The following is a 20806-nucleotide window of genomic DNA, read 5'->3' as shown; positions in this document are numbered from 1 at the left end:
GCGTACGTGTCATGGCGGTGGCTGATCCAGCGCCCGTCGGGACCGCGCTTGCCGCCCTGGCCGTCGAGGACGTCGAAGGTGCCGCTCGTCGCGTGACCTCGGCTCCGGGTTCGGGCGCCGGCTCAGACCTGCTCGCGCGACGAAACCGCACGGGTCACCCGCTCGATCGCCTCCGCCAGGGGTACGCCGTTGTCCTGGCGCCCGTCGCGGTAGCGGAAGCTGACCGCGCCCTTCTCGACGTCGTCGTCACCGGCGATCAGCATGAACGGCACCTTCTGGAGCTGCGCGTTGCGGATCTTCTTCTGCATCCGGTCGTCGGAGTCGTCGACCTCGACGCGCAGCCCCCGGGCCTTCATCTGCTTGGCGATGTCGAACAGGTAGTCGTTGTGGCGCTCCGCGATCGGGATGCCCTGGACCTGGACGGGCGCGAGCCAGGGCGGGAAGGCGCCGGCGTAGTGCTCGACCAGGACGCCGATGAACCGCTCGATCGAGCCGAACTTCGCGGAGTGGATCATCACCGGCTGCTGGCGGGTGCCGTCGGCGGCGACGTACTCCAGGTCGAAGCGGTCGGCCGAGGGCTGGTTGAAGTCGTACTGGATGGTCGACATCTGCCAGGTGCGGCCGATGGCGTCGCGCGCCTGCACCGAGACCTTGGGGCCGTAGTAGGCGGCACCGCCCGGGTCGGGCACGAGCTCGAGGCCCGAGTCCTCACAGACCTTGCGCAGCACCTCGGTGGCGAGCTCCCAGTCCTCGTCGGACCCGATGAACTTGTCGGGCTTGGAGTCGTCGCGGGTCGACAGCTCGAGGTAGAAGTCGTCGAGGCCGAAGTCGCGGAAGAGGCCGAGGCAGAAGTCCAGCAGGTGCTGGATCTCGCCCGGCGCCTGCTCCGGGGTGACGTAGGAGTGCGAGTCGTCCTGGGCGAAGCCGCGGACGCGGGTCAGGCCGTGGACCACGCCGGACTTCTCGTGGCGGTAGACCGAGCCGAACTCGAAGAGCCGCAGCGGCAGCTCGCGGTAGGAGCGCTGGCGCGAGCGGTAGATGAGGTTGTGCATCGGGCAGTTCATCGCCTTGAGGCGGTAGTCCATGCCATCGACGTCGAGCGCCGGGAACATGCCCTCGCCGTAGTAGGGCAGGTGCCCGGAGGTGTAGAACAGCCCCTCCTTGGCGATGTGGGGGGTGCCGACGTACTCGAACCCCTCCTCGATGTGCCGCTGGCGGACGTAGTCCTCCATCTCCCGCTTGATCACGCCACCCTTGGGGTGGAAGACGGGCAGGCCGGAGCCGATCTCGTCGGGGAAGGAGTAGAGGTCGAGGTCGCGGCCGAGCTTGCGGTGGTCGCGGCGCTCGGCCTCCTCGATCCGGTGGAGGTGCTCCTCGAGCGCCTCCTTCGACTCCCACGCGGTGCCGTAGATGCGCTGGAGCTGCTTGTTCTTCTCGTCGCCGCGCCAGTAAGCCGCCGCGCTCCGCATCAGCTTGAACGCGGGGATCCGCTTGGTGGTCGGCAGGTGCGGGCCGCGGCACAGGTCGGACCACTTGGTCTCGCCGTTGCGGCCGATGTTGTCGTAGATGGTGAGCTCGCCGGCGCCCACCTCGACGCTCGCACCCTCGGTGCCCTCGGTGCCGGCGCCTCCCTTGAGGCCGATCAGCTCGATCTTGTAGGGCTCGTCCGCCAGCTCGCTGAGTGCGTCGGCGTCGGTGGTGACCCGGCGCTCGAAGCGCTGGTTCTCCTTGATGATCTTGCGCATCGCGGACTCGATCTTGACCAGGTCCTCGGGCACGAACGGGGTCTCGACGTCGAAGTCGTAGTAGAAGCCGTTCTCGATCGGCGGGCCGATGCCGAGCTTGGCCTCGGGCCACAGCTGCTGCACGGCCTGCGCCATCACGTGGGCGGTGGAGTGGCGCAGGATGTCGCGGCCGTCGGCGCTGTCGATCGCCACGGCCTCGACCTCGTCGCCGTCGGCGAGCTCGTAGGACAGGTCCTTCAACGCGCCCGCCACCCGCGCGGCGATCACGTCGGCGTCGTCGCGGAAGAGCTCCCAGGCCTTGGTGCCCGTCGTGACCGCGGTCTCCGCACGCTGATCGGCGTGGATGCGGACGACCAAGATGTCGGACACGAGAGCTCCTCTGGAGGATGGCAGGAATCGGGCCGGACGGCCCGCCTCGATGCTATCGGCCGCCGCCGGGCCGGCTCACCCCGGTTTCGCGCTCACGCCTCGGCGGCGATGATCCGCTCCATCTCGGCGATCGAGGTCGCCGTGTCGAGGTGCAGCACCGCGTGCCAGCCGACGGCGCGGGCGCCCTCGACGTTGACCTCGGCGTTGTCGAGGAACAGCACCTCGTGCGGCTCGACGCCGAGCCGCCGCACCGTGACGTCGTACGCCGCCGGGTCGGGCTTCGCGAGCCCCACCTCGTGGCTGTAGACGATGTCGTCGGTGAGGTCCTCGAAGCCGTGCACCCGCTCGCGCTCCCGGGCGCCGGGGCCCGAGTTGGAGAGGATCCCGGCGAGCCGGGCCGGTCGCTGGCCGGCGAACCAGTCGAGCAGCGGGCGGTCGATCGTGCCGACGTACCACCGCCAGTAGTCCTCGACCAGCTCGTCGACCTGCTCGTCGTCGAGGCCCAGCGTGCGCTGCCACTCCGCGCGGATCTCGGCCTCGGTCACCTCACCGATCATCGCGTCGCCCGGGAGACGGGCCAGCCCGCCTGCGATGGTGCCCGGCTGGAGCCCCAGCCGAGCCTCGGCCGGGCCCGGGAACACGTCGTCGTCGATGACCTCGAGCACGCCACCGATGTCGAGCACCACTGCACGGATCGCCATCCCCGCACCCTACGGAGCGGCCCGGGACCTGCCGGGACCAAGGTCCCGCGGAGTTGGTGGCGTTGGCCCCATCTGGCGGCGCGCGGATCTTCCTAGCCTCGGAAGCGAGGCAGGAGACGACCCACGACTCCCCGAACGGAAGGCACGTCATGCGCGCGGTACTCGACAAGCTGATCTCCTGGACCGGGCTGGTGCTGGCCGCCGTGCTCCTGATCGCCGGAGGTCTCCTCACCTGGGCCAACACCTTCATCGGTGACCAGGTCGACCAGCAGCTGACCCAGCAGGGCATCACGATGCCGGAGGGCGAGGCGCTGGCCAGCCTGCCGAAGTCGGACGCCGCCGCGCTCGAGGAGTTCGCTGGCAGCGCCCTCGACACCGGCCCCGAGGCCAAGGCGTACGCCGACCACTACATCCTCGCGCACATGAACGCCGCCAGCGACGGACGCACCTACCAGGAGGTCAGTGGCGAGTACCTCGCGCTCGACGACGCGGCGAAGGCGAGCGAGGAGGGCCAGGCCCTCGGCGGCCTGCGGCAGACCCTCTTCATGGGCAACACGCTGCGCGGCCTACTCCTCTACGGCTACGCCTTCGCGACCATCGGCACCATCGCCGGGTACGCCGCCCTGGCCGCCTTCGCCGGAGCCCTCGTGCTCCTGGCCCTGGCCCAGCTCGGCATGCGGCACGCACGCCGCACGGTCAAGGCCGAGGGCACGGTGGCCCAGCCGGAGCTGGCGACCGCCTGACGCACCAGCCCCTGACGCACCAGCCCTGAACCCGGTCGGTCACGCACCGACCGGGTTCTGCTCGCCCGTCTGCACGCGCCAGAGTGCGGCGTACGCCCCGTTGCGGGCGAGCAGCTCGTCGTGGCTGCCGGACTCGATGACCCGGCCCGCGTCGAGCACCCAGATGCAGTGCGCGTGGCGGACCGTCGAGAGCCGGTGGGCGACGACGATCGCCGTGCACGAGGCCGTGGCCTGTCGAAGCGAGCGCTGGATGGCCGCCTCGGTCTCGTTGTCGACGGCACTGGTGGCCTCGTCGAGCACGAGGACGGCCGGGTCACGCAGGAGGGCGCGGGCGAGGGCCAGGCGCTGGCGCTGTCCACCGGAGAGGGTGACCCCGCGCTCGCCGACCCACGCGTCGAGGCCGTCGGGCAGGGCCTCGATGAAGTCCCACGCGGCTGCGGCCACGGCCGCCTCCCGGACCTGCTCGCGGGTGGCGCCCGGGCGGCCGTAGGCGATGTTGTCGGCGATCGAGCCGGCGAAGAGGAACACGTCCTGCGCGACGTAGCCCGTGGACCCGCGCAGCGAGTCCCAGTCGAGGTCGCGGACGTCCTGGCCGTCGAGCAGCACCTGGCCCGATCGCGGGTCGTCGAAGCGCAGCACCAGCCGCAGCAGCGACGACTTGCCCGAGCCGGTGGTGCCGACGACCGCGTGGGTCTCCCCCGCCGGCACGACGAGGTCGATGTCGTGCAGCACGTCCGGCCCGTCGGCGTACCCGGCTCGTACGCCGCGCAGCTCGACGCGGCCGCGCACCGGGCGCTCCAACGCGCGGGCACCGGCCGGCACCGTGACGGGTACGTCGAGCAGGCCGAGGATGCGGGCCGCCGACGCGCGGCCGCGCTGGTAGAGGTCGAGCACCTCGGCGACCTCGGTGAGCGGCCACAGCAGCCGCTGGGTCATGAAGACGAGCACGGAGTAGAGGCCGACGGCGAGGTCGCCGCGCAACGTCGCCCACCCACCGAGGAGCAGCGTGCAGGTGAAGCCGGCCAGGATCGCCATCCGCACCAGCGGGACGAACGCCGCCGAGGAGCGGATGGCGTCGGTGTTGGCGATGCGGTAGGCCTGCGAGACGGCGGCGACGCGGTCGCGCTCGCGGTCCTCGGCGGTGAAGGCCTTGATCGTGGCGATGCCGGCGAGGTTGGTGCTGAGCGTGCTGGACAGGTCGGCGACGGCCACGCGGACGCGGTCGTAGAGCGGCTCGAGCCGGCGCTGGAAGACCAGCGAGCCGACCACGATGACCGGGATCGGGAGGAAGGCGAGCACGAGCAGCTGGGTCGAGGCCGCCGCGAACACCGCACCGACCAGCAGCACGTTGAGGGCGGTCTGGAGGATCGCCGGCGCCCCGATGTCGAGGAACCGCTCGAGCTGGTTGACGTCGTCGTTGAGCGTGGCGAGCGTCGAGCCCGCCGGCCGGGTCTCGTGCCAGCCGAGGTCGAGGTGCTGCACGTGGTCGTAGGCCTCGACGCGCAGGTCGTGCTCGACGCCCTGGGCCAGGCCGCGCCACAGCACGCTGGCGACGTACTCCGACAGGGATTCCACGATCCAGACCACCACGTTGAACGCGGCCAGCCAGCCGAGCTGGGCGTAGCGCGACTCGACCCCGAGGACCTCGCCGACGAACGACGCGTCACCGCGTACGACGACGTCGACGGCCGCGCCGATCAGGAGCTCCGGCACGATGTCGGCGACCTTGTTGATCGTCGAGGCGATCACGGCGAGGACGAAGCGCGAGCGGTAGGCGCCGTACCTCCGCCACAGGGCGCGCAGGGGCTGGACCGGGGCGGCGACGGGGGCAGGCACGCGCCAAGGTTAGGTGACCCTTAGTTGGATCGCCGCATCCGGTCCGCTGACGTCAGCGCACGCAGCCTGCCCGCAGCCCGACGGCAGAGAGGCCCTCGAGGTCGCCGGCGCCCCAGCGCGGCCAGTTCTGGCCGTCGTTCCACGGCGTGGTGCCACCGGCGTACATCACTTGGGCCTCCGACCCGGGCGTCGTGACGTCGGCGAGCCCGAACGCGTGGCCGAGCTCGTGCATCAGCAGCAGGACCGTGGTCGGCTGCATGCTCACCTCGTCGGTCGACCAGGCGCCTGACGTGAGCTGCTCGATGCTGACCGTGACGCCGGCCTGGGTGATCCGCTCGACGTCGCGCTTGCCGGCGCGGCCCTCGACCGTCCGCAGCGGGGCGCCGTGCGCGGCGGCGCCACCCAGGACCGGGATCTCGCTGTCGTGGGCGAAGGCCACGACGAGGTCGGTGTCGTCCTCGAGCGAGCGCGCGTTGGCCGGGACCGTGGCACTGGTGCCGACATAGCGGAACCTGAGGCCGCTGCCGCGCGCGACCTCGGTCAGCGCCTGCTGGACTTGCGGCTGGAACTGGTCGCCGGCACCGCCGCCGGAGTTGAAGCGCCACCGGACCGGGCGGCACGGGTCAAAGCGCTGCACCCGTCCCTCGGTCGTGGTCGGCGCCCACTCCCCCGCCAGGCCACGCGGGGCGAAGCCGGTCGAGACCTCGAAGGCTCCCTCGCCCAGGACCTGGGCCGGGCGCCCGGAACCGGCGAGCGCACGGACACGCACCGCGGTGCGGCCGTAGACGTCGTACGTGCCCTCGAACGCGTAGCGCCGCCTCGCGGTGGTCGCGCGGTCGAGCGTGCGCCAGCCGCGCCCGGCCCGGAGCTGCAGGACGACCTTGCGCGGCGGTCCGGCGAGCCTCCCCTCCACGACGTACCCGCCCTCGCCGGCGATCCACGCGTTGGTGACCCAGTCGACGCCACCCCGCCTCACGTGCTCCGCGGGCTCGGCCGCGATGGCCGCGGGAACCGCCATGGCACTCGCCGCCAGCATCAGGATCGGCAGGACTGAGCGCACGGCTCGGGGGCTCATCGGTGGGTGTCTCCGGGTTCGGCTCGTCGTCTGGGGTCGAGAGGGACCATGCCCCCGGCTCAGCGACGACAAACCGGACGGCGGCTACCCAACCCACTCCGCGAGGTCGCGGCGGCGCAGGACCCGGCCCCAACCCACCCCGCCGAGGAGACCGAGCGCGAGCATCCCGGCCATCGTCAGCACGAGGTCGCCCGTCCCCTGGTCATCGGCGATGGCGACGGTCAGCGCGACGCCTGCAACGGCGAGGCCCCATCGCAGCCAGGCCGGACCGCGCGGGGCGAAGAGCGCCGCCGACAGCAGCGCCAGCGGCAGTACGACGATGCCCTGCGCGAGGAACGCGCCCAGCCCGGGGATCGCGGCGACCCGCCACCACCCGGAGCGCCCGCGGGAGAGCGCAGCGCCGACGAGGCCGGTGCAGGCGCCGAAGATCGTGAACACCACCAGGATCGCGATCGTGCCGCCCCAGGTGAACTCGGGGTCGTCGGAGATCAGGCGCATCCAGAGGCGCGCGAGCACGGCGACGACGAGGCCCAGCAGAGCGCCCTTGGCGGCAGTCAGCGTCATGGAGGAGGAGACCGCCTGGACCTCGCGGATGGTTGCCCGGCCCGACAACGCGAGCGACCCCCGGCCACAGGCCGGGGGTCGAGCTCTCGGTGGGCGATACTGGGTTCGAACCAGTGACCTCTTCGGTGTGAACGAAGCGCGCTACCACTGCGCCAATCGCCCGAGACGCCGGAACGATATCCCATGGGACGCCGCGACCGGCAATCAGGGGTCACCTGCGCTCGGATCGCTCCTCGTCGTTCTTCTCGATGTCGCGCCCGAGGGCCTCGACCGCGTCGGGGTCGCCGTGGAAGCGGCGATAGCTGTAGATGATCAGCGCCAGGGCGATGACCGCCGAGCCGATCTGGGTCACGCCCGTCCAGATCCCGCCCGGCAGCCACCAGGCGTCGGAGAGCGGCCACCAGCCCGGCGCGTCGGGCTTCATGATCCAGAGCACACCGCAGGCGGTCAGCGCGACCACGCCGAGGCAGGAGGCGATGATCCGGGGCCAGGTCTCGACGCCCTCCGCCGCACCCTTGAGCGCGCGGAGTCGGACCGGCTCGACGCGGCGCTCGGCCCAGTCGTACTGCTGGGAGAGCAGCGCGAGGCCAGCGAAGATGCCGAGGAGTCCGGGGCCGGGCAGGAAGATCGCGGCGATGCCGAGGAGCAGGAGCACCCAGCCCAGGGTCTCGAGAACGATGCGCTTGGCTGCCCCCGTCATGGGATGACCCTAACGGGCGTCACCAACGGCCCCCGGGATCGTTGTCATGGGTGTGGAGGACCGGCCGGTCTGGACCGCCACGGATCATTTTTCGTCGTTTCGCATCACGAAGACCTCGCAGTGTCGTCTCATGAGCATCCAAGCAGGGAACCCCCCGAAGGAGCCTTGATGAACACGTCCGGTGGCGGCCACACACTGGCAGATGTCGCGTTGGACATCACCGTCGAGTGCATGGACGACCGTGGCATCCGCCACGAGATCGACACCGTGCTCGGCTACCGGCGCAACGACCCGTTCGCCGTGTCGATGACCTTCGTCACCGGCGAGGGCAACCTCGTCTGGACCTTCGGCCGCGACCTGCTGATGCGGGGCGTCGAGTCCCCCACCGGCGACGGCGACGTGCACGTCTCCCCGGCCATCAGCTTCACCGGCCGCGCGATGGTCAGCATCGAGCTCAGCTCGCCCGACGGCCACCTGGTCCTGCTGGCCCGCTCCTCGGACATCAACGACTTCCTGACCCGCGCCGCCGCGGTCGTCACGCCGGGCTCCGAGTCCGAGCACTTCGACGTCGACATGCTGATCAGCCAGGTCCTGGCCTCCTGAGCCTCCCCCCGCTGAACCGCGTCCGCTCAACGCCTGAGCGCGTCTACGCGCGCGAGTGCTGGGCCACCCAGCTGGCGTGCAGGCCGGAGTAGACGCTGCCTGCCTGCGTGACGAGCACGGTGTGCGGCCCGCGCTGCACGACCCGCCCCTTGTCGACGACGATCACCTCGTCGGCGCTCTCCGCGGTGGAGAGGCGGTGGGCGATCGTGACGGACGTGCGCGACTGCATGAGCCGCTCGAGGGCGCGGCCGATCTGCATCTCGAGCGCCGGGTCGACGGCGCTGGTCGCCTCGTCGAGGACCAGCAGGTCGGGGTCTGCCAGGTGTGCGCGCAGCAGCGCGACCAGCTGGCGCTCACCGGCGGAGAGCGACTCGCCGCGCTGACCCACCAAGGTGTCGAGACCGCGCGGCAGGCCGGCCAGCCAGTCGTCGATGCCGAGCTCGGCGGCCGAGGCGCGGACCTCGTCAGCCGTGGCATCGAGCTTCCCGTAGCGCACGTTGGCCGCGATGGTGTCGTCGAAGAGGAACCCCTCCTGCGGCACCAGCACCACGCTGCGCCGCAACGACCGCGCGTCGATCTGCCGCACGTCGACGCCGTCGAGCAGCACCGCACCCTCGACCGGGTCCATCAGGCGGGTGAGCAGCTTGGCGAAGGTGGACTTGCCAGAGCCGGTCTCCCCCACGATCGCGATGCGGGTTCCGGCCTCGATGGCCAGGTCGACCTCGCGCAGCACCGGCGGGCCGTCGGGGTAGGAGAACGTGACGTCGCTGAACCGTACGTCGATCGGGCCGCGCGGCAGCTCCACACCGTCGGGACCGGGGTCGATCAGGTCGGCCGGGGTCTCCAGGATGCCGAGGACCCGGCGCCAGCTGGCGATGGCGTTCTGGGCGTCGGTGAGGATCTGGGTGCCCATCTGGACCGGCCCGACGAACAGCGAGACCAGGAAGGCGAAGGCCAGCACCCGCCCGGGCGTCATGTCGGAGGTGAAGCCGAGCAGGATGCCGATCACGATCACGCCCGCGTTGGCCAGGCCGGCCGAGAGGCCGCCGAGGGAGAACGACGTGACCGTGTAGGTCTGGGCGTGGGTGTAGGCGTCCTGCCAGTCCTGGATCGCGGTGTCGATGCGGTCCTGGGTGCGGTCCTCGACGCCGTAGGAGCGGACCACCGCGGCGCCGACGACGGGCTCAGAGATCGCGCCGAGCAGCACGCCCACCTGGTGGCGTACGACGGTGTAGGCGGCCGACAGCTTCTTCTGGAACCACCGGATCGAGAGGAACAGCGGCGCGAAGCAGATCCACACCACGGCCGCCAGCTCCCAGCTGTAGACCAGCATCAGCACGGTCGCGACGAGCATCTGCCCGATGCTCACCACGAAGATCAGGCCGCCGAAGACGAGGAACTGGCTGACCTGGTCGACGTCGGTGGTCACGCGGGAGACCAGCGCACCGCGGCGCTCGGTGTTCTGCGTCAGGAGCGGGAGGTCGTGGACGTGGCGGAACGCCTTGGTGCGGAGCGTGGCGAGGCCGCGCTCGGAGGTGGAGAAGAGGCGGCTCGTCATGCCGTAGGACGCGACGCTGGTGACCAGGATCGCGGCCGCGGCCAGCACGCCCATCCAGGCGACGTAGTCGAGGCGCGGGCCGTCGGGTCCGTTGAGGCCCTTGTCGAGGGTCTGCTGGACCGCGATCGGCACCACGACCTGGCCGCACGAGGAGATGATCGCGAGCAGGAGCGTGACGCCGAGGCCCTCACGCAGCTCGGAGGAGTACTTCATGCCGAGCTTGATGGTGGCGATCGCGCCGATGTCCTCGCCGGTGTCCATCCGGGTGCCGGCGGTGGGGGCCGTGGTGCTCATTCGCTGACTCCCGTCGGCTCGGTCTCGGACTCGTAGGCGTTGACCAGCTGGGCGTAGGCCGGGCTCGAGGCGAGCAGCTCCGCGTGGGTGCCACGGCCGACGATGCGGCCGTCGTCGAGGTGGACGACCTCGTCGGCGAGCGAGATCGTGGCCTTGCGGTAGGCCACCACGACGAGCGAGGCGGAGGAGCCGTCGCGGCGGTCGTCTCGCAGCGAGGCGAGGATCCGGGCCTCGACCTCGGGGTCGACCGCGGAGGTGGCGTCGTCGAGGATCAGCAGGCGTGGCCGCCGCACGAGGGCGCGAGCCAGGGAGAGCCGCTGGCGCTGGCCGCCCGACAGCGAGGTGCCGCGCTCCCCCAGCCGGGTGTCGAGGCCCTCGGGCAGCGCGGCGACGAAACCGTCGGCCTGCGCGGTGCGCAGGGCCGCCCAGACGAGGTCGTCGGGGACCTCAGCCCCCAGGGTGACGTTGCCGCGGACGGTGTCGTCGAACATGAACGCGGTCTGCGGCACCAGAGCCACGTCGCGGGGCAGCTCGCCCTTGCGCAGGCCCTTGAGGTCGTGGCCGTCGAGCCGGATCGCGCCCCGGTCGGGGTCGACCAGCCGGGTCATCAGGTTGGTGAGCGTGCTCTTGCCCGAGGCGGTGGCACCCACGAGCGCGACGGTCCGGCCGGGCTGGACGTCGAAGTCGACGCCGCGCAGCAGGGGCGCGTCGGCGTCGTACGCGTAGTGGAGGCCGTCGACCTCGAGCAGGGCGCCCGCGCCGCTCAGCGGCAGCCGGTCGTCGCCGTAGGTCATCGAGCCCTGCGCGTCGAGCACGGCCTTGGCGCGGCGGTAGCCGACGACCGAGCGCGGGAACTCACCGAGCAGCCAGCCGATGGCGCGGATCGGGAAGGACACGATGGTCAGGAGGTAGGCGATGGTGACGACGTCGCCGGCGTCGGTCGCGCCGCTGGAGACCCGGGAGACGCCGACCGCGAGGACGACCAGCACGCCGAGGCTCGGCAGGCTGGCGAGCGCGGGGTCGAAGACCGCGCGGATCCGGCCGGCGCGGATGTTGACGTCACGCAGCTCGTGGGCCTTCGCGCGGAACCGGTCGGTCTCCTCGACCTCGCGGCCGAGCGTCTTGACGACCATCGCGCCGTCGAAGGACTCGTGGGCGATCTCGCTGACCTCGGCGCGCAGTCCCTGCGCCCGCGTCATCAGCGGCGAGGAGTAGTGCTGGTAGAGCAGGTTGGCCACCACGACGGCCGGGAAGACCAGCAGGCCGACCAGCGCCATCACGACGTCGGCCAGGAACATCTGGACGACCGCGATGACCATCATCACCACGGTGCCGAGGGCCATCGGCAGCGGCATGATCGGCGACCAGGCGGCCTCGACGTCGGAGTAGGCGTTGGAGAGCAGCTGGCCGGTCGGGTGGCGCTGGTGCCACTCCATCGGGAGGGCGAGGTATTGCCTGGTGACGCCGCGGCGCGTGTGCGACTGCATCCGGTAGTACATGATGCCGCCGCCCAGCCGCCGCGCCACGATGCCGATCGCGCGCAGGATCGCGACCGCCATGAACAGTGCGACGACCCACACGAGCAGGCTGGTGCGGATCTCGCCGTCCTCGAAGGCCGGGATCAGCACGTGCTGGGTCGACCAGCCGAGCACCCATGCGTCGGCGACCGTGAGCACCCCGAAGAGCACGGCGCCCAGCGTGGCGACGGTGAAGACCGTGGGCTCGCGCTTGATGCCGACCCACAGGACCCGGAAGCCGTCGAGAGTGGTGGTGCCCCGCAGCTCCGCGTCCTCGCCCACCGGTGTCGCCCGCCCCCTCGTCGTCCGTCGTCAGCCCGTCTCAGCCTGTCGGTTGCCGAGCGCAACCAACCAGCCGGGTCAGGCTATTCCTCGACACCGACAGCGGGCGAATCGGTTCGCTGACGGCGTACGTCAGGCGCGGATCCGCGACAGGAACGCGCGGGTGCGCTCCTGCTGCGGGTCGCCGAGCACCTGCTCGGGGCTGCCCTGCTCGTGGATCCGGCCGTCGTGGAGGAAGCAGACCTGGTCGGCGACCTCGCGGGCGAAGCCCATCTCGTGGGTGTTGAGGAGCATCGTGACGCCCTCGCCCTTGAGCTCGGTGAGCAGGTCGAGCACCTCCCCCACCAGCTCGGGGTCGAGGGCGGAGGTGACCTCGTCGAGCAGCATCAGCCGCGGGTTCGCGACCAGCGCGCGGGCGATCGCGACGCGCTGCTGCTGGCCGCCGGACAGGTCGTCGGGGCGGGCGTCCGCCTTGGCGGCCAGACCGACCCGGTCGAGCATCGCCAGACCGCGGGTGCGCGCCTCCTCGGCGTCGACGCCGTGCACCAGCCGCAGGGCCAGCGTGACGTTGCCGATCACGTCGAGGTGCGGGAAGAGGTTGTAGGCCTGGAAGACCATCCCCATCTGCGAGCGCACCTCGTCGCCGTCCACGCGCGGGTCGGTGATGTCACGACCCTCGAAGGTGATCACCCCGTCGTCGACGACCTCGAGGAGGTTCACGCAGCGCAGGAGGGTGGACTTGCCCGACCCGGAGGCGCCGATCAGCACGACGCACTGGCCGGGGTCGATGGTGAGGTCGACCTCGCGCAGGACGACGTTGGCGCCGAAGGACTTGCGGACGTGGTCCAGCCGCAGCAGCTCGTTGTTCTCGGGGTCCCCGCGGCTTTGTTCGGAGGAGCGCAGCGGAGGAGAAGAACGTCGTGGGGTGTTTTTCACAGGTGTCCTCCCGCGGCGTGGTAGCCCTTCTTGCGGGCGTACCAGTCGGTGAGCCGTGCCATCGGGATGGTCAGGCAGCAGAACAGGAAGCCCGCGACGACGTACGGCGTGTAGTTGAAGTCGATGGCCGTCTCGATCTGCGCCGCCCGGATGGCGTCGACGACGCCGAGCACGGCGATCAGGCCCGAGTCCTTCTGGAGCGAGACCAGGTCGTTCATCAGCGGCGGGATCACCCGGCGCCAGGCCTGCGGGAGGACGACGTGGCGGAGGGTCTGTCCGTAGGTCAGCCCCAGCGAGCGGCCGGCCAGCCGTTGGCTGGGATGGACCGACTCGATGCCGGCGCGGAACACCTCGGCGACGTACGCCGAGTACGACAGGACCAGCGCCGCGCAGCCCCAGAACAGCGCCGAGGTCGGCAGCCCCTGCAGGCTCAGCGCCGGACCGCCGAAGCCGAGCAGGAAGATCACGAGCAGCAGCGGCAGGCCACGGAAGATGTCGACGTACGCCGTCCCCACCAGGCGCAGAGGAAAGGCGACGGGCCCGCGGATGGTGCGCATCACCGCGATCGTCAGGCTGAGCACCACGATCAGCACTGCGCAGAGCACCATCACCCGGATGTTGAGCCAGAGTCCCTCCAGCACCGCCGGGAAGGAGTCGACGGCCTTGTCCCAGTCGAAGTAGGTCTCCTGGACCCGCTCCCACCCGGGCGAGCTGACGACGAGGCCGCCGACGGCGCCCAGCAGGAGCAGGGTGCTGCCCGCCGCGATCACGGCGCTGCGCGTGGTGCGGCGACGTCGCCACTCGTTGCGCTGGCGCTGGACCTCGGAGGGCTGCCAGTCCTCAGGAGCCTCGGCGGCCACGTGCTCGGTCACAGGTGATCAGGAGAGCTCGGGAGCGCCCTGCTGGGCGAGCCACTCCTGGTTGATCTGGTCGAGGATGCCGTCCTCCCGCAGCGCGTCGACCGCGGTCGAGAGGCAGTCGGTGAGCGAGCTGTCCTTGGCCAGGACCGCGCCGAACTGCTCCGGCTCGCCCTCGGGCAGCGGCAGCTGGCCGACGATGAGGCCGTCGTCGAGCTGGACCGCGGTCATGTAGTAGGCCGTGGGCAGGTCGACGACGATGCCGTCGATCTGGCCGTTCTTGAGGGCCTGGACCGCCTGGTCGTTGGTGTCGAAGACGGCCGGGTCCTGCGACGGCTGGATCTGGTCGGTGATCGCGGTGTAGCTCGTGGTGCCGACCTGGGCGCCGAGCTTGGCGTCGGCGAGGTCGGCGATGCTGGTGGCCCCGTCGATCGCGCTGCCCTTGTTGGTGATCACGGTCTGCACGACGTCGTAGTAGCCGGAGGAGAAGTCCACGGCCTTGCGGCGGGCCTCGGTGATCGAGACCTGGTTGACGTCGAAGTCGAAGTCCTTCGGGCCCGGCTGGACGACCTTGTTGAAGGGCACCTTCACCCAGGCGACCTGGTCCTGGGTGTAGCCGAGCTGCTCGGCGATCGCGTAGGCGACGGCGGACTCGTAGCCCTGGCCGTTGGTCGGGTCGTTGTCGACGAACCAGGGCTCGTAGGCCGGGTCGTCGGTGGCGATGGTCAGGGTGCCGTCGGCGACGGTCTCCATCGTGTCCGGCGTGCACTTCTCGCCGTCGGGCGCGGCGGACCCCGACGTCTCGCTCGCGGCGTCGGTGCCGCTGTCGGCCTCGTCGGTGGGGGCGCAGGCGGTGAGGGCGAGCGTCGCGGCGATGGCGGCGAGGGCGAGGGGCCGGGAGGTCTTCAGCATGGCCGAATCCTACGACTCCACTCGACTTCAGCGGACCGCGTGACCCGCCGTGGACAGACCGGTCTTCACGTCGCGGATGCTGAGGGTCCCGAAGTGGAACACCGTCGCTGCCAGTACGGCGTCCGCGCCGGCGTCGACGGCCGGCGGGAAGTGCTCGACGGCACCCGCTCCCCCGCTCGCGATGACCGGGATGCTCACCTCGCGTCGTACGGCACGGATGAGCTCGAGGTCGAACCCGTCGGTCGTGCCGTCGGCGTCCATCGCGTTGAGCAGGATCTCGCCGGCACCGAGCTCGGCGGCGCGCACTGCCCACCCGATCGCGTCGAGGCCGGCGCTCTTGCGGCCGCCGTGGGTGGTGACCTCGAAGCCGCTGTCGGTGCCCTCGGCCCGTCGGGCGTCGACGCTCAGCACGAGCACCTGGTTGCCGAAGCGGTCGGCGATCTCGGCGACCAGCTCGGGGCGGTGGATGGCGGCGGTGTTGACGGCGACCTTGTCGGCCCCGGCGCGCAGCAGCCGGTCGACGTCCTCGACGCTGCTGACGCCACCACCGACGGTGAGCGGGATGAAGACCTCCTCGGCGCACCGGCTGACGACCTCCATCGTCGTCGCCCGGCCCTGGTGGGAGGCGGAGATGTCGAGGAAGGTCAGCTCGTCGGCACCCTCGGCGTCGTACAACCGGGCGAGCTCGACGGGGTCGCCGGCGTCACGGAGCTCCTGGAAGTTCACGCCCTTGACCACCCGGCCGCCGTCGACGTCGAGGCACGGGATGACGCGGATCGCGAGGCTCATCGCTTCGCCGCCCGGGCCGCGAGCGCCACGTCGACGATGTCCGCGCGGGGCTGGCCCTCCAGCTCGGCCAGCGGCACCCACTGGGCGAAGTCGGTCGAGCCGTCGACCTCGGTGGTGCCGAGCTCGCCGCCGGTGATCGTCGCCTCGAAGACGAAGCGCTGCGAGCGGAGCCAGCCGTCGAAGGACCGGCCCCGCGCGGTGAAGTGGTGCTCGGCGAGCAGTGCGCCCGTCTCCACGTGGTAGCCGGTCTCCTCGAAGACCTCCCGCACGACGCCGTCCATGATCGACTCGTCGAAGTCGATGCCGCCGCCGGGCAGCGACCACTCCGGGTCGCTGTGCCCCTCGCCGTTCCACCACGCGAGCAGCACGCGGTCCTGCTCGTCCACCATCAGGACGTACGCCGCCAAGCGGGTGTGGTACTCGTGGAACTCCATGCTCATGAGCCCTTCGTCAGCGCGAGCGCGTCCTCGAGGGTGAACCGGCCCTCGTAGAGCGCGGTGCCGGCGATGGCACCCTCGACGCCCTCGTCGACCAGGCCCATCAGCGCCTCGATGTCGGCGAGCGTCGTGACGCCGCCGCTGGCGACGACCGGCTTGTCGGTGGCGGCACACACGTCGCGGAGCAGCTGGAGGTTGGGCCCCTGGAGCATGCCGTCCTTGTTGACGTCGGTGACGACGTAGCGCGCGCAGCCCTCGGAGTCGAGGCGGGCGAGCGTCTCGTAGAGGTCGCCGCCGTCGCGGGTCCAGCCGCGCGCGGCCAGCGTCGTGCCCCTCACGTCGAGGCCGACGGCCACGCGGTCGCCGTACGTCGCGATGGCCTTGGCACACCACTCGGGCTGCTCGAGGGCGGCGGTGCCGATGTTGACCCGCCGGCACCCGGCCGCCATCGCCGCCTCGAGCGACTCGTCGTCGCGGATGCCGCCGCTCATCTCGACCTGGATGTCGAGCGTGCCGACGATCCGCGCCTGCAGCTCGCGGTTGTGCCCGTGGCCGAACGCCGCGTCGAGGTCGACCAGGTGGATCCACTCCGCACCCGCCTCCTGCCAGCGCAGCGCCGCCTCGATCGGGTCGCCGAAGCGCTTCTCCGAACCGTCCACGCCCTGCACCAGCTGCACGGCCTGGCCGCCCTTGATGTCGACGGCGGGCAGGAGCTCGAGGTAGCGGTCGTCCGGGGTGCTGGGCATGCCCCCGATCCTAGGAGCGTGCGCCGCTCACCCGGACCCCGCGGTGGTGGCGCGAGACGGTGGTCACTCCGCCCAACGCAGAACGGGGCGACCGAGGCTGGCGTCGAGTGGTTCACTGCGGCATGCGACTCCTGATCCTCGGTGGGACCAACTTCGTCGGGCGGGCGACCGCGGTGGACGCTCTCGCCCGTGGCCACGAGGTGACGTGCCTCGCCCGTGGGACGAAGGGAGATCCACCGGACGGCGCGCGGCACGTGGTCGCGGACCGCACCGCCGCCGGGGCGTACGACGACGTGGCCGGCGAGCGCTGGGACGCGGTCATCGACGTGGCGACCCAGCCGGGTCAGGTCCGCAGCGCGGTCGCCGCGCTCGCGGGCAGCACGGACCACTGGCTCTACGTCTCCACGATCAGCGTGTACGCCGACCACTCGGTCCCGGGTGCCGACGAGGACGCCGAGCTGCTCGAGCCGCTGGCGGCGGACGTGATGGAGTCGATGGAGGACTACGGCCACGCCAAGGTCGCGTGCGAGCAGGCCGTCACCGCGGCCTTCGGCGACCGGTCCCTCCTCGCCCGCGCCGGGCTGATCGGCGGCCCCGGCGACCTGACCGGTCGCACCGGCTACTGGCCGTGGCGGTTCGCCCACCCCGCCACCGACGACGGCAGTGTCCTCGTCCCCTCGGTGCCGGGCGCCGGCGCCGCGCTCATCGACGTACGCGACCTGGCTGCCTGGCTGGTGCACAGCGCCGGGTCGGGCACGACGGGCGCCTTCAACGCGGTGGCCAACGCCGCTCCGCTGGCCGAGCACCTCGCCACCGCTCGCGAGGTGGCCGGACACACGGGGCCGCTCGTCGAGGTCGGCCCCGAGTGGCTCGAGGAGCACGAGGTCGGCGAGTGGTACGGCCCGCGCTCGATGCCGCTCTGGGTCGGCCCCGAGGAGAACCCCGGTCTCGCGTCCCGCTCGACGGCCCGTGCCCTCGCCGCCGGGCTCGCGCCCCGCCCGCTCGCCGAGACGCTGGCCGACGTGCTCGCGTGGGAGGCCGACCGGGACCAGCCCCACGGCTCGGGGCTCACCGACGAGGAGGAGCGTGAGCTGATCGCAGCCGCGACGGAGTGACGGTGAGTGTGGTCCTCCTGACGCGGCAGATACGTCACGAGCACCGCGCTTTCCGCTCGTCCATCCTGAGGTGCAGCCCTCAGTGGTGACGCCCCTTCCGCACCGGGAGCTCGTAGGCGATGCCGTCCATCGGATAGGTCGGGCGGATGCCCATCGCCCGCAGGATGGTCGGCATGATGTCGACCGAGCGGACCTCGGCGCGGAGGTCGCGGCTGGACAGCCCGGCGCCGGCGAAGACGATCGGGATCTGCTGGGCGGCGCGCTGGATGCCGCCGTGGTCGCCCTTGACGGAGTACGTCGTGTCGTCGGGCAGGGTCGCGATGAGGTCGGGACCGTAGTCCGCGGCCTGCGTGTCGACGAGCTCCTGCGCCTTGTCGGCGAACCACGCCCGCTCGCCCCAGGTGAGCATCCGGTCCCAGCGGACCGGTGACACCCGGTCGTAGTGGTCGCCGTGGCGCTTCCAGACCGCGGTGACGCTCGCCATCGTGCGCATCGCGGCGGCCGCCTCGTCGACCTTGGCCGGCGACTGGTCCTTGAGCCAGACCCGCAGCATCGAGTCGCTGTAGGAGAGGCCGACGTTGCCGGTGTTGACCAGCGGCAGCAGCGCGTCCTGCGGCTTGTCGTAGACCGCGTCGTTCTCGGGGTCGCCGTAGTACCAGTTGTTGTAGCCGTAGTCGCGCTCGGCGACCTCCTTTCCGAGGAAGGTCTTCCCCGCCACCGACCCGTGGTCGGCGGTGAGCACCACGAGGGTGTCGTCGAGGACGTCCTGCGCCTCGAGCTCGGCCATGATCTTGCCGACCTGGCGGTCGGCCTCCGCGGTCGCGGCCACCATGTGCGTCATCGGGTCGCCGTCGGTGCCGGTCGGGCCGGGGTCGGTCGTGCCGCCCCACATGTGGGCCGCCTTGTCCACGCCGGGCAACGTCACGAAGATGCCGTTCCAGTTCGCCTCGTTGCGCATCACCTCGACGGCCGCGTCGGCCGCCCACACGTCGCCGCCCTGGTGGGCCGGGTCCTTGCCGGTGACGTAGCGGTCGCTGTCGAGCGGGTACAGGATCGCCGGCAGCTTCGCGGTGTCGTACGCGTAGGTCGGGTAGCCGCTGTGCACCCAGAACCGGCTGCACGGAGCCCCGAGGATGTACGACGGCACGTTGATGCCGGTCGGCTTGCGCCACGACCCGCCGGTCGTGCACTCCGGGCCGCTGCCGAAGGTGATGATCGAGTCCGACCCTGCACCGCCGAAGGCGTAGCCGGCGTACCCCTTGGGGCTGATCGTGAAGGTCTTCGCGGTCGGGTCGGCAGCACCGAGGTAGTCGGCGAGCTTCGGGTAGCCCGCGTGCTGCTGGAGCTTCAGCAGGTCGGAGGTCATGTTGCTGGTGATGTAGAGCTGGTCGGGGTTGGTCGGCTCCGGGTCGCCGAGCACGCCGTCGAGGTCGCGGTAGCCCTCGTCGGTCCAACCCATGTGCTTGGGCAGCTGTCCCGAGGTGATCACGTTGTGCGTCACGACGGTGACCGAGCCGGTGTGGCCGAGGTAGGACCGCGGCGTGTCGACGCCGTCGTCCATCAACGCCTCGATGTTCTGCATGTCGTACTTCTCGACGATCTCCTTGCTGAGCGAGTCGACGACGATGACCACGACCTTGGTCGGGCGGTCGACGTGCTTCGGCCCGTGATGTCCTCCCCGGCCGCCGGCCTCGGCGCCCGTCTGGGTGCCGGCCAGGCAGAGCGCGACCGCGGCGGCGGTGGCGAGGGCGAACGTGCGGGTGCGGCGCTGTGTCATGGCGATCCCTCCCGGCGCGGCTGCGTCGCCACGAACCGTGAGCCGAACGTAGGCCCGCCCCCACGGACCGACAATCCCCCAGCAGGGGTACGTCGCCTCGCTACCGTGGCAGCCATGATCGGTGACCGGTGGGGCGTGACGGAGGCCGAGACCCGGCGCCGCTACGGCTGCGACGCCTTCGTGCCCGCGCCGACGCTCGAGGCCTGGCGCGCGGTCACCGTCCGCGCCGAGCCGGATGCGGTGTGGCGGCGGCTGCGGCAGGTGCGGCTCGCGCCGTACTCCTACGACCTGGTCGACAACCTCGGCCGCCGGTCACCGCGCGAGCTGCTCGACGTGCCCGACCCGGTCGTCGGTGGCCCCTTCACCCGCGCCCTCGGCAGCGACCAGGGGCGCATCCTGGCCGTCGAGCCCGGTCGCGAGCTCACCGCGACGATCATGGGCGCCCACCTGTCGTACGCCGTGCTCCCGCACGCCGAGGGCTCCCGGCTGGTGCTCAAGGTCGCCGCCCGGCCCCGCAGGGGGTTGGCCTCGTTGCTGTCGGTCGGCGACCTGGTGATGGCGCGCAAGCAGCTGCTCACGCTGAAGCGGTTGGCGGAGGACGACCAGCGCCCCAGCGACTAACGCCAGGCCGGCGCGACCTCGCGCTGGTAGCGGCGGGCGACGACCTTCGTCAGGATCGTGACGACCGGTCCCGGGATGGTGGACCGCAACGCGGTCAGCTCGCGCTGCCCCGCGCCGTCCTGCATCCAGGCCAGGGAGTTCGCGGCGTCGACCATGGTCGCGGGGCGCAGCTTCTTGCTCAGCTCCTTGAACTCCGGGTCGGACTCGAGGTCGCCCAGCGGCGCCTCGACGTCACGCTCCTCGTGCGCGAGGTGCTGGTTGATGACCTCGCTCGCGCGGGCCACCACGTCGGCAGCGGCCGTCGCGCTGGCCTTCGTGGCGTCGGCGGCGGCGGTGTCGATCGCGGCCGACGCGGACGCGAGGGCCTCCTTCATCGCCCCGTGCTCCGACTCCATCTCGTGGAGCAGGTCGGCGTCGACGCCGCGCTTCAGGAGGAACGGCCAGAGGATCTCGTCCTCCGCCTCGTGGTGGTGGGTCAGCTCCCGCACGAGGTTGCGCCAGGCAGCCTGCACCTGCCGGGCCCGGGCGGCGTCACCGTCGCCCAACCGGCGCAGCGCCTGCTCGGTGCGGGCCACGTCGCGGCGCACCGCGGCGTGGATGATCTGGTTCATGCTCAGCTCGGCCATCCC

Annotated in this window: 20 protein-coding genes and 1 tRNA gene; 4 read left to right on the top strand and 17 right to left on the bottom strand. The window is 71.5% G+C overall.

The window, feature by feature from the left end:
* Nucleotides 1–122 precede the first annotated feature (122 nt).
* Entirely contained in the window at nt 123–2114 is a 1992-nt protein-coding gene (thrS, locus tag J2X46_RS14460; protein ID WP_397214483.1) for a threonine--tRNA ligase, read from the bottom strand.
* A 92-nt stretch (nt 2115–2206) separates the two neighbouring features.
* Complete coding sequence (locus tag J2X46_RS14455) at nt 2207–2815, bottom strand: HAD-IA family hydrolase (protein WP_310251685.1); 609 nt, start codon at nt 2813–2815, stop codon at nt 2207–2209.
* A 149-nt stretch (nt 2816–2964) separates the two neighbouring features.
* On the opposite strand from J2X46_RS14455, the gene J2X46_RS14450 reads away from it, so the two are divergent.
* The gene (locus J2X46_RS14450) at nt 2965–3558 is read left to right on the top strand and encodes a hypothetical protein (RefSeq protein WP_310251683.1); all 594 of its coding nucleotides are present in this window, start codon (nt 2965–2967) and stop codon (nt 3556–3558) included.
* 39 nt (nt 3559–3597) lie between these two features.
* Here the strand turns inward: J2X46_RS14450 and J2X46_RS14445 are convergent, their stop codons facing one another.
* From J2X46_RS14445 to J2X46_RS14425, 5 genes are all read right to left on the bottom strand, one after another.
* The gene (locus J2X46_RS14445) at nt 3598–5394 is read right to left on the bottom strand and encodes an ABC transporter ATP-binding protein (protein ID WP_310251681.1); all 1797 of its coding nucleotides are present in this window, start codon (nt 5392–5394) and stop codon (nt 3598–3600) included.
* Between the two features lie 52 nt (nt 5395–5446).
* Nucleotides 5447–6469 carry a hypothetical protein gene (locus J2X46_RS14440; protein WP_310251679.1) on the bottom strand — a complete coding sequence of 341 codons (1023 nt, stop codon included), beginning with the start codon at nt 6467–6469 and terminating at the stop codon, nt 5447–5449.
* Nucleotides 6470–6553: 84 nt separating this feature from the next.
* Nucleotides 6554–7033 carry a hypothetical protein gene (locus tag J2X46_RS14435; RefSeq protein ID WP_310251678.1) on the bottom strand — a complete coding sequence of 160 codons (480 nt, stop codon included), beginning with the start codon at nt 7031–7033 and terminating at the stop codon, nt 6554–6556.
* A gap of 90 nt (nt 7034–7123) precedes the next feature.
* Nucleotides 7124–7195 (bottom strand) — tRNA-Val (locus J2X46_RS14430).
* A gap of 49 nt (nt 7196–7244) precedes the next feature.
* Nucleotides 7245–7733, bottom strand: a complete 489-nt coding sequence (locus J2X46_RS14425) for a PGPGW domain-containing protein (RefSeq protein WP_310251676.1) — start codon at nt 7731–7733, stop codon at nt 7245–7247.
* 168 nt (nt 7734–7901) lie between these two features.
* On the opposite strand from J2X46_RS14425, the gene J2X46_RS14420 reads away from it, so the two are divergent.
* Nucleotides 7902–8336, top strand: coding sequence for an SsgA family sporulation/cell division regulator (locus J2X46_RS14420; RefSeq protein WP_310251674.1), 435 nt, complete (start codon nt 7902–7904; stop codon nt 8334–8336).
* Nucleotides 8337–8379: 43 nt separating this feature from the next.
* Here the strand turns inward: J2X46_RS14420 and J2X46_RS14415 are convergent, their stop codons facing one another.
* The 8 genes from J2X46_RS14415 to priA form a co-directional block, all read right to left on the bottom strand.
* Nucleotides 8380–10188 (bottom strand): ABC transporter ATP-binding protein, encoded by a 1809-nt coding sequence (locus tag J2X46_RS14415; protein WP_310251672.1) that lies wholly within the window; start codon nt 10186–10188, stop codon nt 8380–8382.
* Nucleotides 10185–11987 carry an ABC transporter ATP-binding protein gene (locus J2X46_RS14410; RefSeq protein ID WP_310251671.1) on the bottom strand — a complete coding sequence of 601 codons (1803 nt, stop codon included), beginning with the start codon at nt 11985–11987 and terminating at the stop codon, nt 10185–10187. The genes J2X46_RS14415 and J2X46_RS14410 overlap by 4 nt, the downstream gene beginning before the upstream one ends.
* A 132-nt stretch (nt 11988–12119) precedes the next feature.
* Complete coding sequence (locus J2X46_RS14405; protein WP_310252076.1) at nt 12120–12845, bottom strand: amino acid ABC transporter ATP-binding protein; 726 nt, start codon at nt 12843–12845, stop codon at nt 12120–12122.
* Nucleotides 12846–12919: 74 nt separating this feature from the next.
* Complete coding sequence (locus tag J2X46_RS14400) at nt 12920–13795, bottom strand: amino acid ABC transporter permease (protein WP_310251669.1); 876 nt, start codon at nt 13793–13795, stop codon at nt 12920–12922.
* A gap of 6 nt (nt 13796–13801) precedes the next feature.
* A complete protein-coding gene (locus tag J2X46_RS14395; protein ID WP_310251667.1) occupies nt 13802–14692 on the bottom strand; it encodes an ABC transporter substrate-binding protein in 891 nt (296 codons plus the stop codon).
* A 27-nt stretch (nt 14693–14719) separates the two neighbouring features.
* Nucleotides 14720–15481, bottom strand: a complete 762-nt coding sequence (hisF, locus tag J2X46_RS14390; RefSeq protein WP_310251664.1) for an imidazole glycerol phosphate synthase subunit HisF — start codon at nt 15479–15481, stop codon at nt 14720–14722.
* Entirely contained in the window at nt 15478–15921 is a 444-nt protein-coding gene (locus J2X46_RS14385) for an NUDIX hydrolase (RefSeq protein WP_310251662.1), read from the bottom strand. The genes hisF and J2X46_RS14385 overlap by 4 nt, the downstream gene beginning before the upstream one ends.
* Nucleotides 15918–16664, bottom strand: coding sequence for a bifunctional 1-(5-phosphoribosyl)-5-((5-phosphoribosylamino)methylideneamino)imidazole-4-carboxamide isomerase/phosphoribosylanthranilate isomerase PriA (gene priA, locus J2X46_RS14380; protein ID WP_310251660.1), 747 nt, complete (start codon nt 16662–16664; stop codon nt 15918–15920). The genes J2X46_RS14385 and priA overlap by 4 nt, the downstream gene beginning before the upstream one ends.
* A gap of 122 nt (nt 16665–16786) precedes the next feature.
* Between priA and J2X46_RS14375 the strand changes: the two genes are divergently transcribed.
* Nucleotides 16787–17779: an NAD-dependent epimerase/dehydratase family protein gene (locus J2X46_RS14375; protein WP_310251658.1), complete on the top strand. Its 993-nt coding sequence runs from the start codon at nt 16787–16789 to the stop codon at nt 17777–17779.
* A gap of 79 nt (nt 17780–17858) precedes the next feature.
* Here the strand turns inward: J2X46_RS14375 and J2X46_RS14370 are convergent, their stop codons facing one another.
* Entirely contained in the window at nt 17859–19556 is a 1698-nt protein-coding gene (locus J2X46_RS14370; RefSeq protein ID WP_310251656.1) for an alkaline phosphatase family protein, read from the bottom strand.
* Nucleotides 19557–19670: 114 nt separating this feature from the next.
* Here J2X46_RS14370 and J2X46_RS14365 point away from each other — a divergent pair, with 114 nt between their 5' ends.
* A complete protein-coding gene (locus tag J2X46_RS14365; RefSeq protein WP_310251654.1) occupies nt 19671–20177 on the top strand; it encodes a hypothetical protein in 507 nt (168 codons plus the stop codon).
* Here the strand turns inward: J2X46_RS14365 and J2X46_RS14360 are convergent.
* Complete coding sequence (locus J2X46_RS14360; protein WP_310251653.1) at nt 20174–20803, bottom strand: hemerythrin domain-containing protein; 630 nt, start codon at nt 20801–20803, stop codon at nt 20174–20176. The two genes, J2X46_RS14365 and J2X46_RS14360, sit on opposite strands and share 4 nt — an antisense overlap.
* Nucleotides 20804–20806 lie beyond the last annotated feature (3 nt).

The sequence above is a fragment of the Nocardioides sp. BE266 genome, from assembly GCF_031457855.1.
Classification (GTDB): Bacteria; Actinomycetota; Actinomycetes; order Propionibacteriales; family Nocardioidaceae; genus Nocardioides.
The sequence above is the reverse complement of the archived record's forward strand: the minus strand, read 5'-3'. Positions and strand labels throughout refer to the sequence as shown.

Bases quoted from the DNA above. Each gene is read 5' to 3' on its own strand.
- J2X46_RS14450 (WP_310251683.1), top strand. From the start codon at position 2,965: ATGCGCGCGGTACTCGACAAGCTGATCTCCTGGACCGGGCTGGTGCTG.
- J2X46_RS14425 (WP_310251676.1), bottom strand. From the start codon at position 7,733: ATGACGGGGGCAGCCAAGCGCATCGTTCTCGAGACCCTGGGCTGGGTG.
- J2X46_RS14415 (WP_310251672.1), bottom strand. From the start codon at position 10,188: ATGAGCACCACGGCCCCCACCGCCGGCACCCGGATGGACACCGGCGAG.
- hisF (WP_310251664.1), bottom strand. From the start codon at position 15,481: ATGAGCCTCGCGATCCGCGTCATCCCGTGCCTCGACGTCGACGGCGGC.
- J2X46_RS14365 (WP_310251654.1), top strand. From the start codon at position 19,671: ATGATCGGTGACCGGTGGGGCGTGACGGAGGCCGAGACCCGGCGCCGC.
- J2X46_RS14375 (WP_310251658.1), top strand. From the start codon at position 16,787: ATGCGACTCCTGATCCTCGGTGGGACCAACTTCGTCGGGCGGGCGACC.
- J2X46_RS14420 (WP_310251674.1), top strand. From the start codon at position 7,902: ATGAACACGTCCGGTGGCGGCCACACACTGGCAGATGTCGCGTTGGAC.
- J2X46_RS14395 (WP_310251667.1), bottom strand. From the start codon at position 14,692: ATGCTGAAGACCTCCCGGCCCCTCGCCCTCGCCGCCATCGCCGCGACG.
- J2X46_RS14440 (WP_310251679.1), bottom strand. From the start codon at position 6,469: ATGAGCCCCCGAGCCGTGCGCTCAGTCCTGCCGATCCTGATGCTGGCG.
- J2X46_RS14435 (WP_310251678.1), bottom strand. From the start codon at position 7,033: ATGACGCTGACTGCCGCCAAGGGCGCTCTGCTGGGCCTCGTCGTCGCC.
- priA (WP_310251660.1), bottom strand. From the start codon at position 16,664: ATGCCCAGCACCCCGGACGACCGCTACCTCGAGCTCCTGCCCGCCGTC.
- J2X46_RS14360 (WP_310251653.1), bottom strand. From the start codon at position 20,803: ATGGCCGAGCTGAGCATGAACCAGATCATCCACGCCGCGGTGCGCCGC.
- J2X46_RS14455 (WP_310251685.1), bottom strand. From the start codon at position 2,815: ATGGCGATCCGTGCAGTGGTGCTCGACATCGGTGGCGTGCTCGAGGTC.
- J2X46_RS14370 (WP_310251656.1), bottom strand. From the start codon at position 19,556: ATGACACAGCGCCGCACCCGCACGTTCGCCCTCGCCACCGCCGCCGCG.
- J2X46_RS14385 (WP_310251662.1), bottom strand. From the start codon at position 15,921: ATGAGCATGGAGTTCCACGAGTACCACACCCGCTTGGCGGCGTACGTC.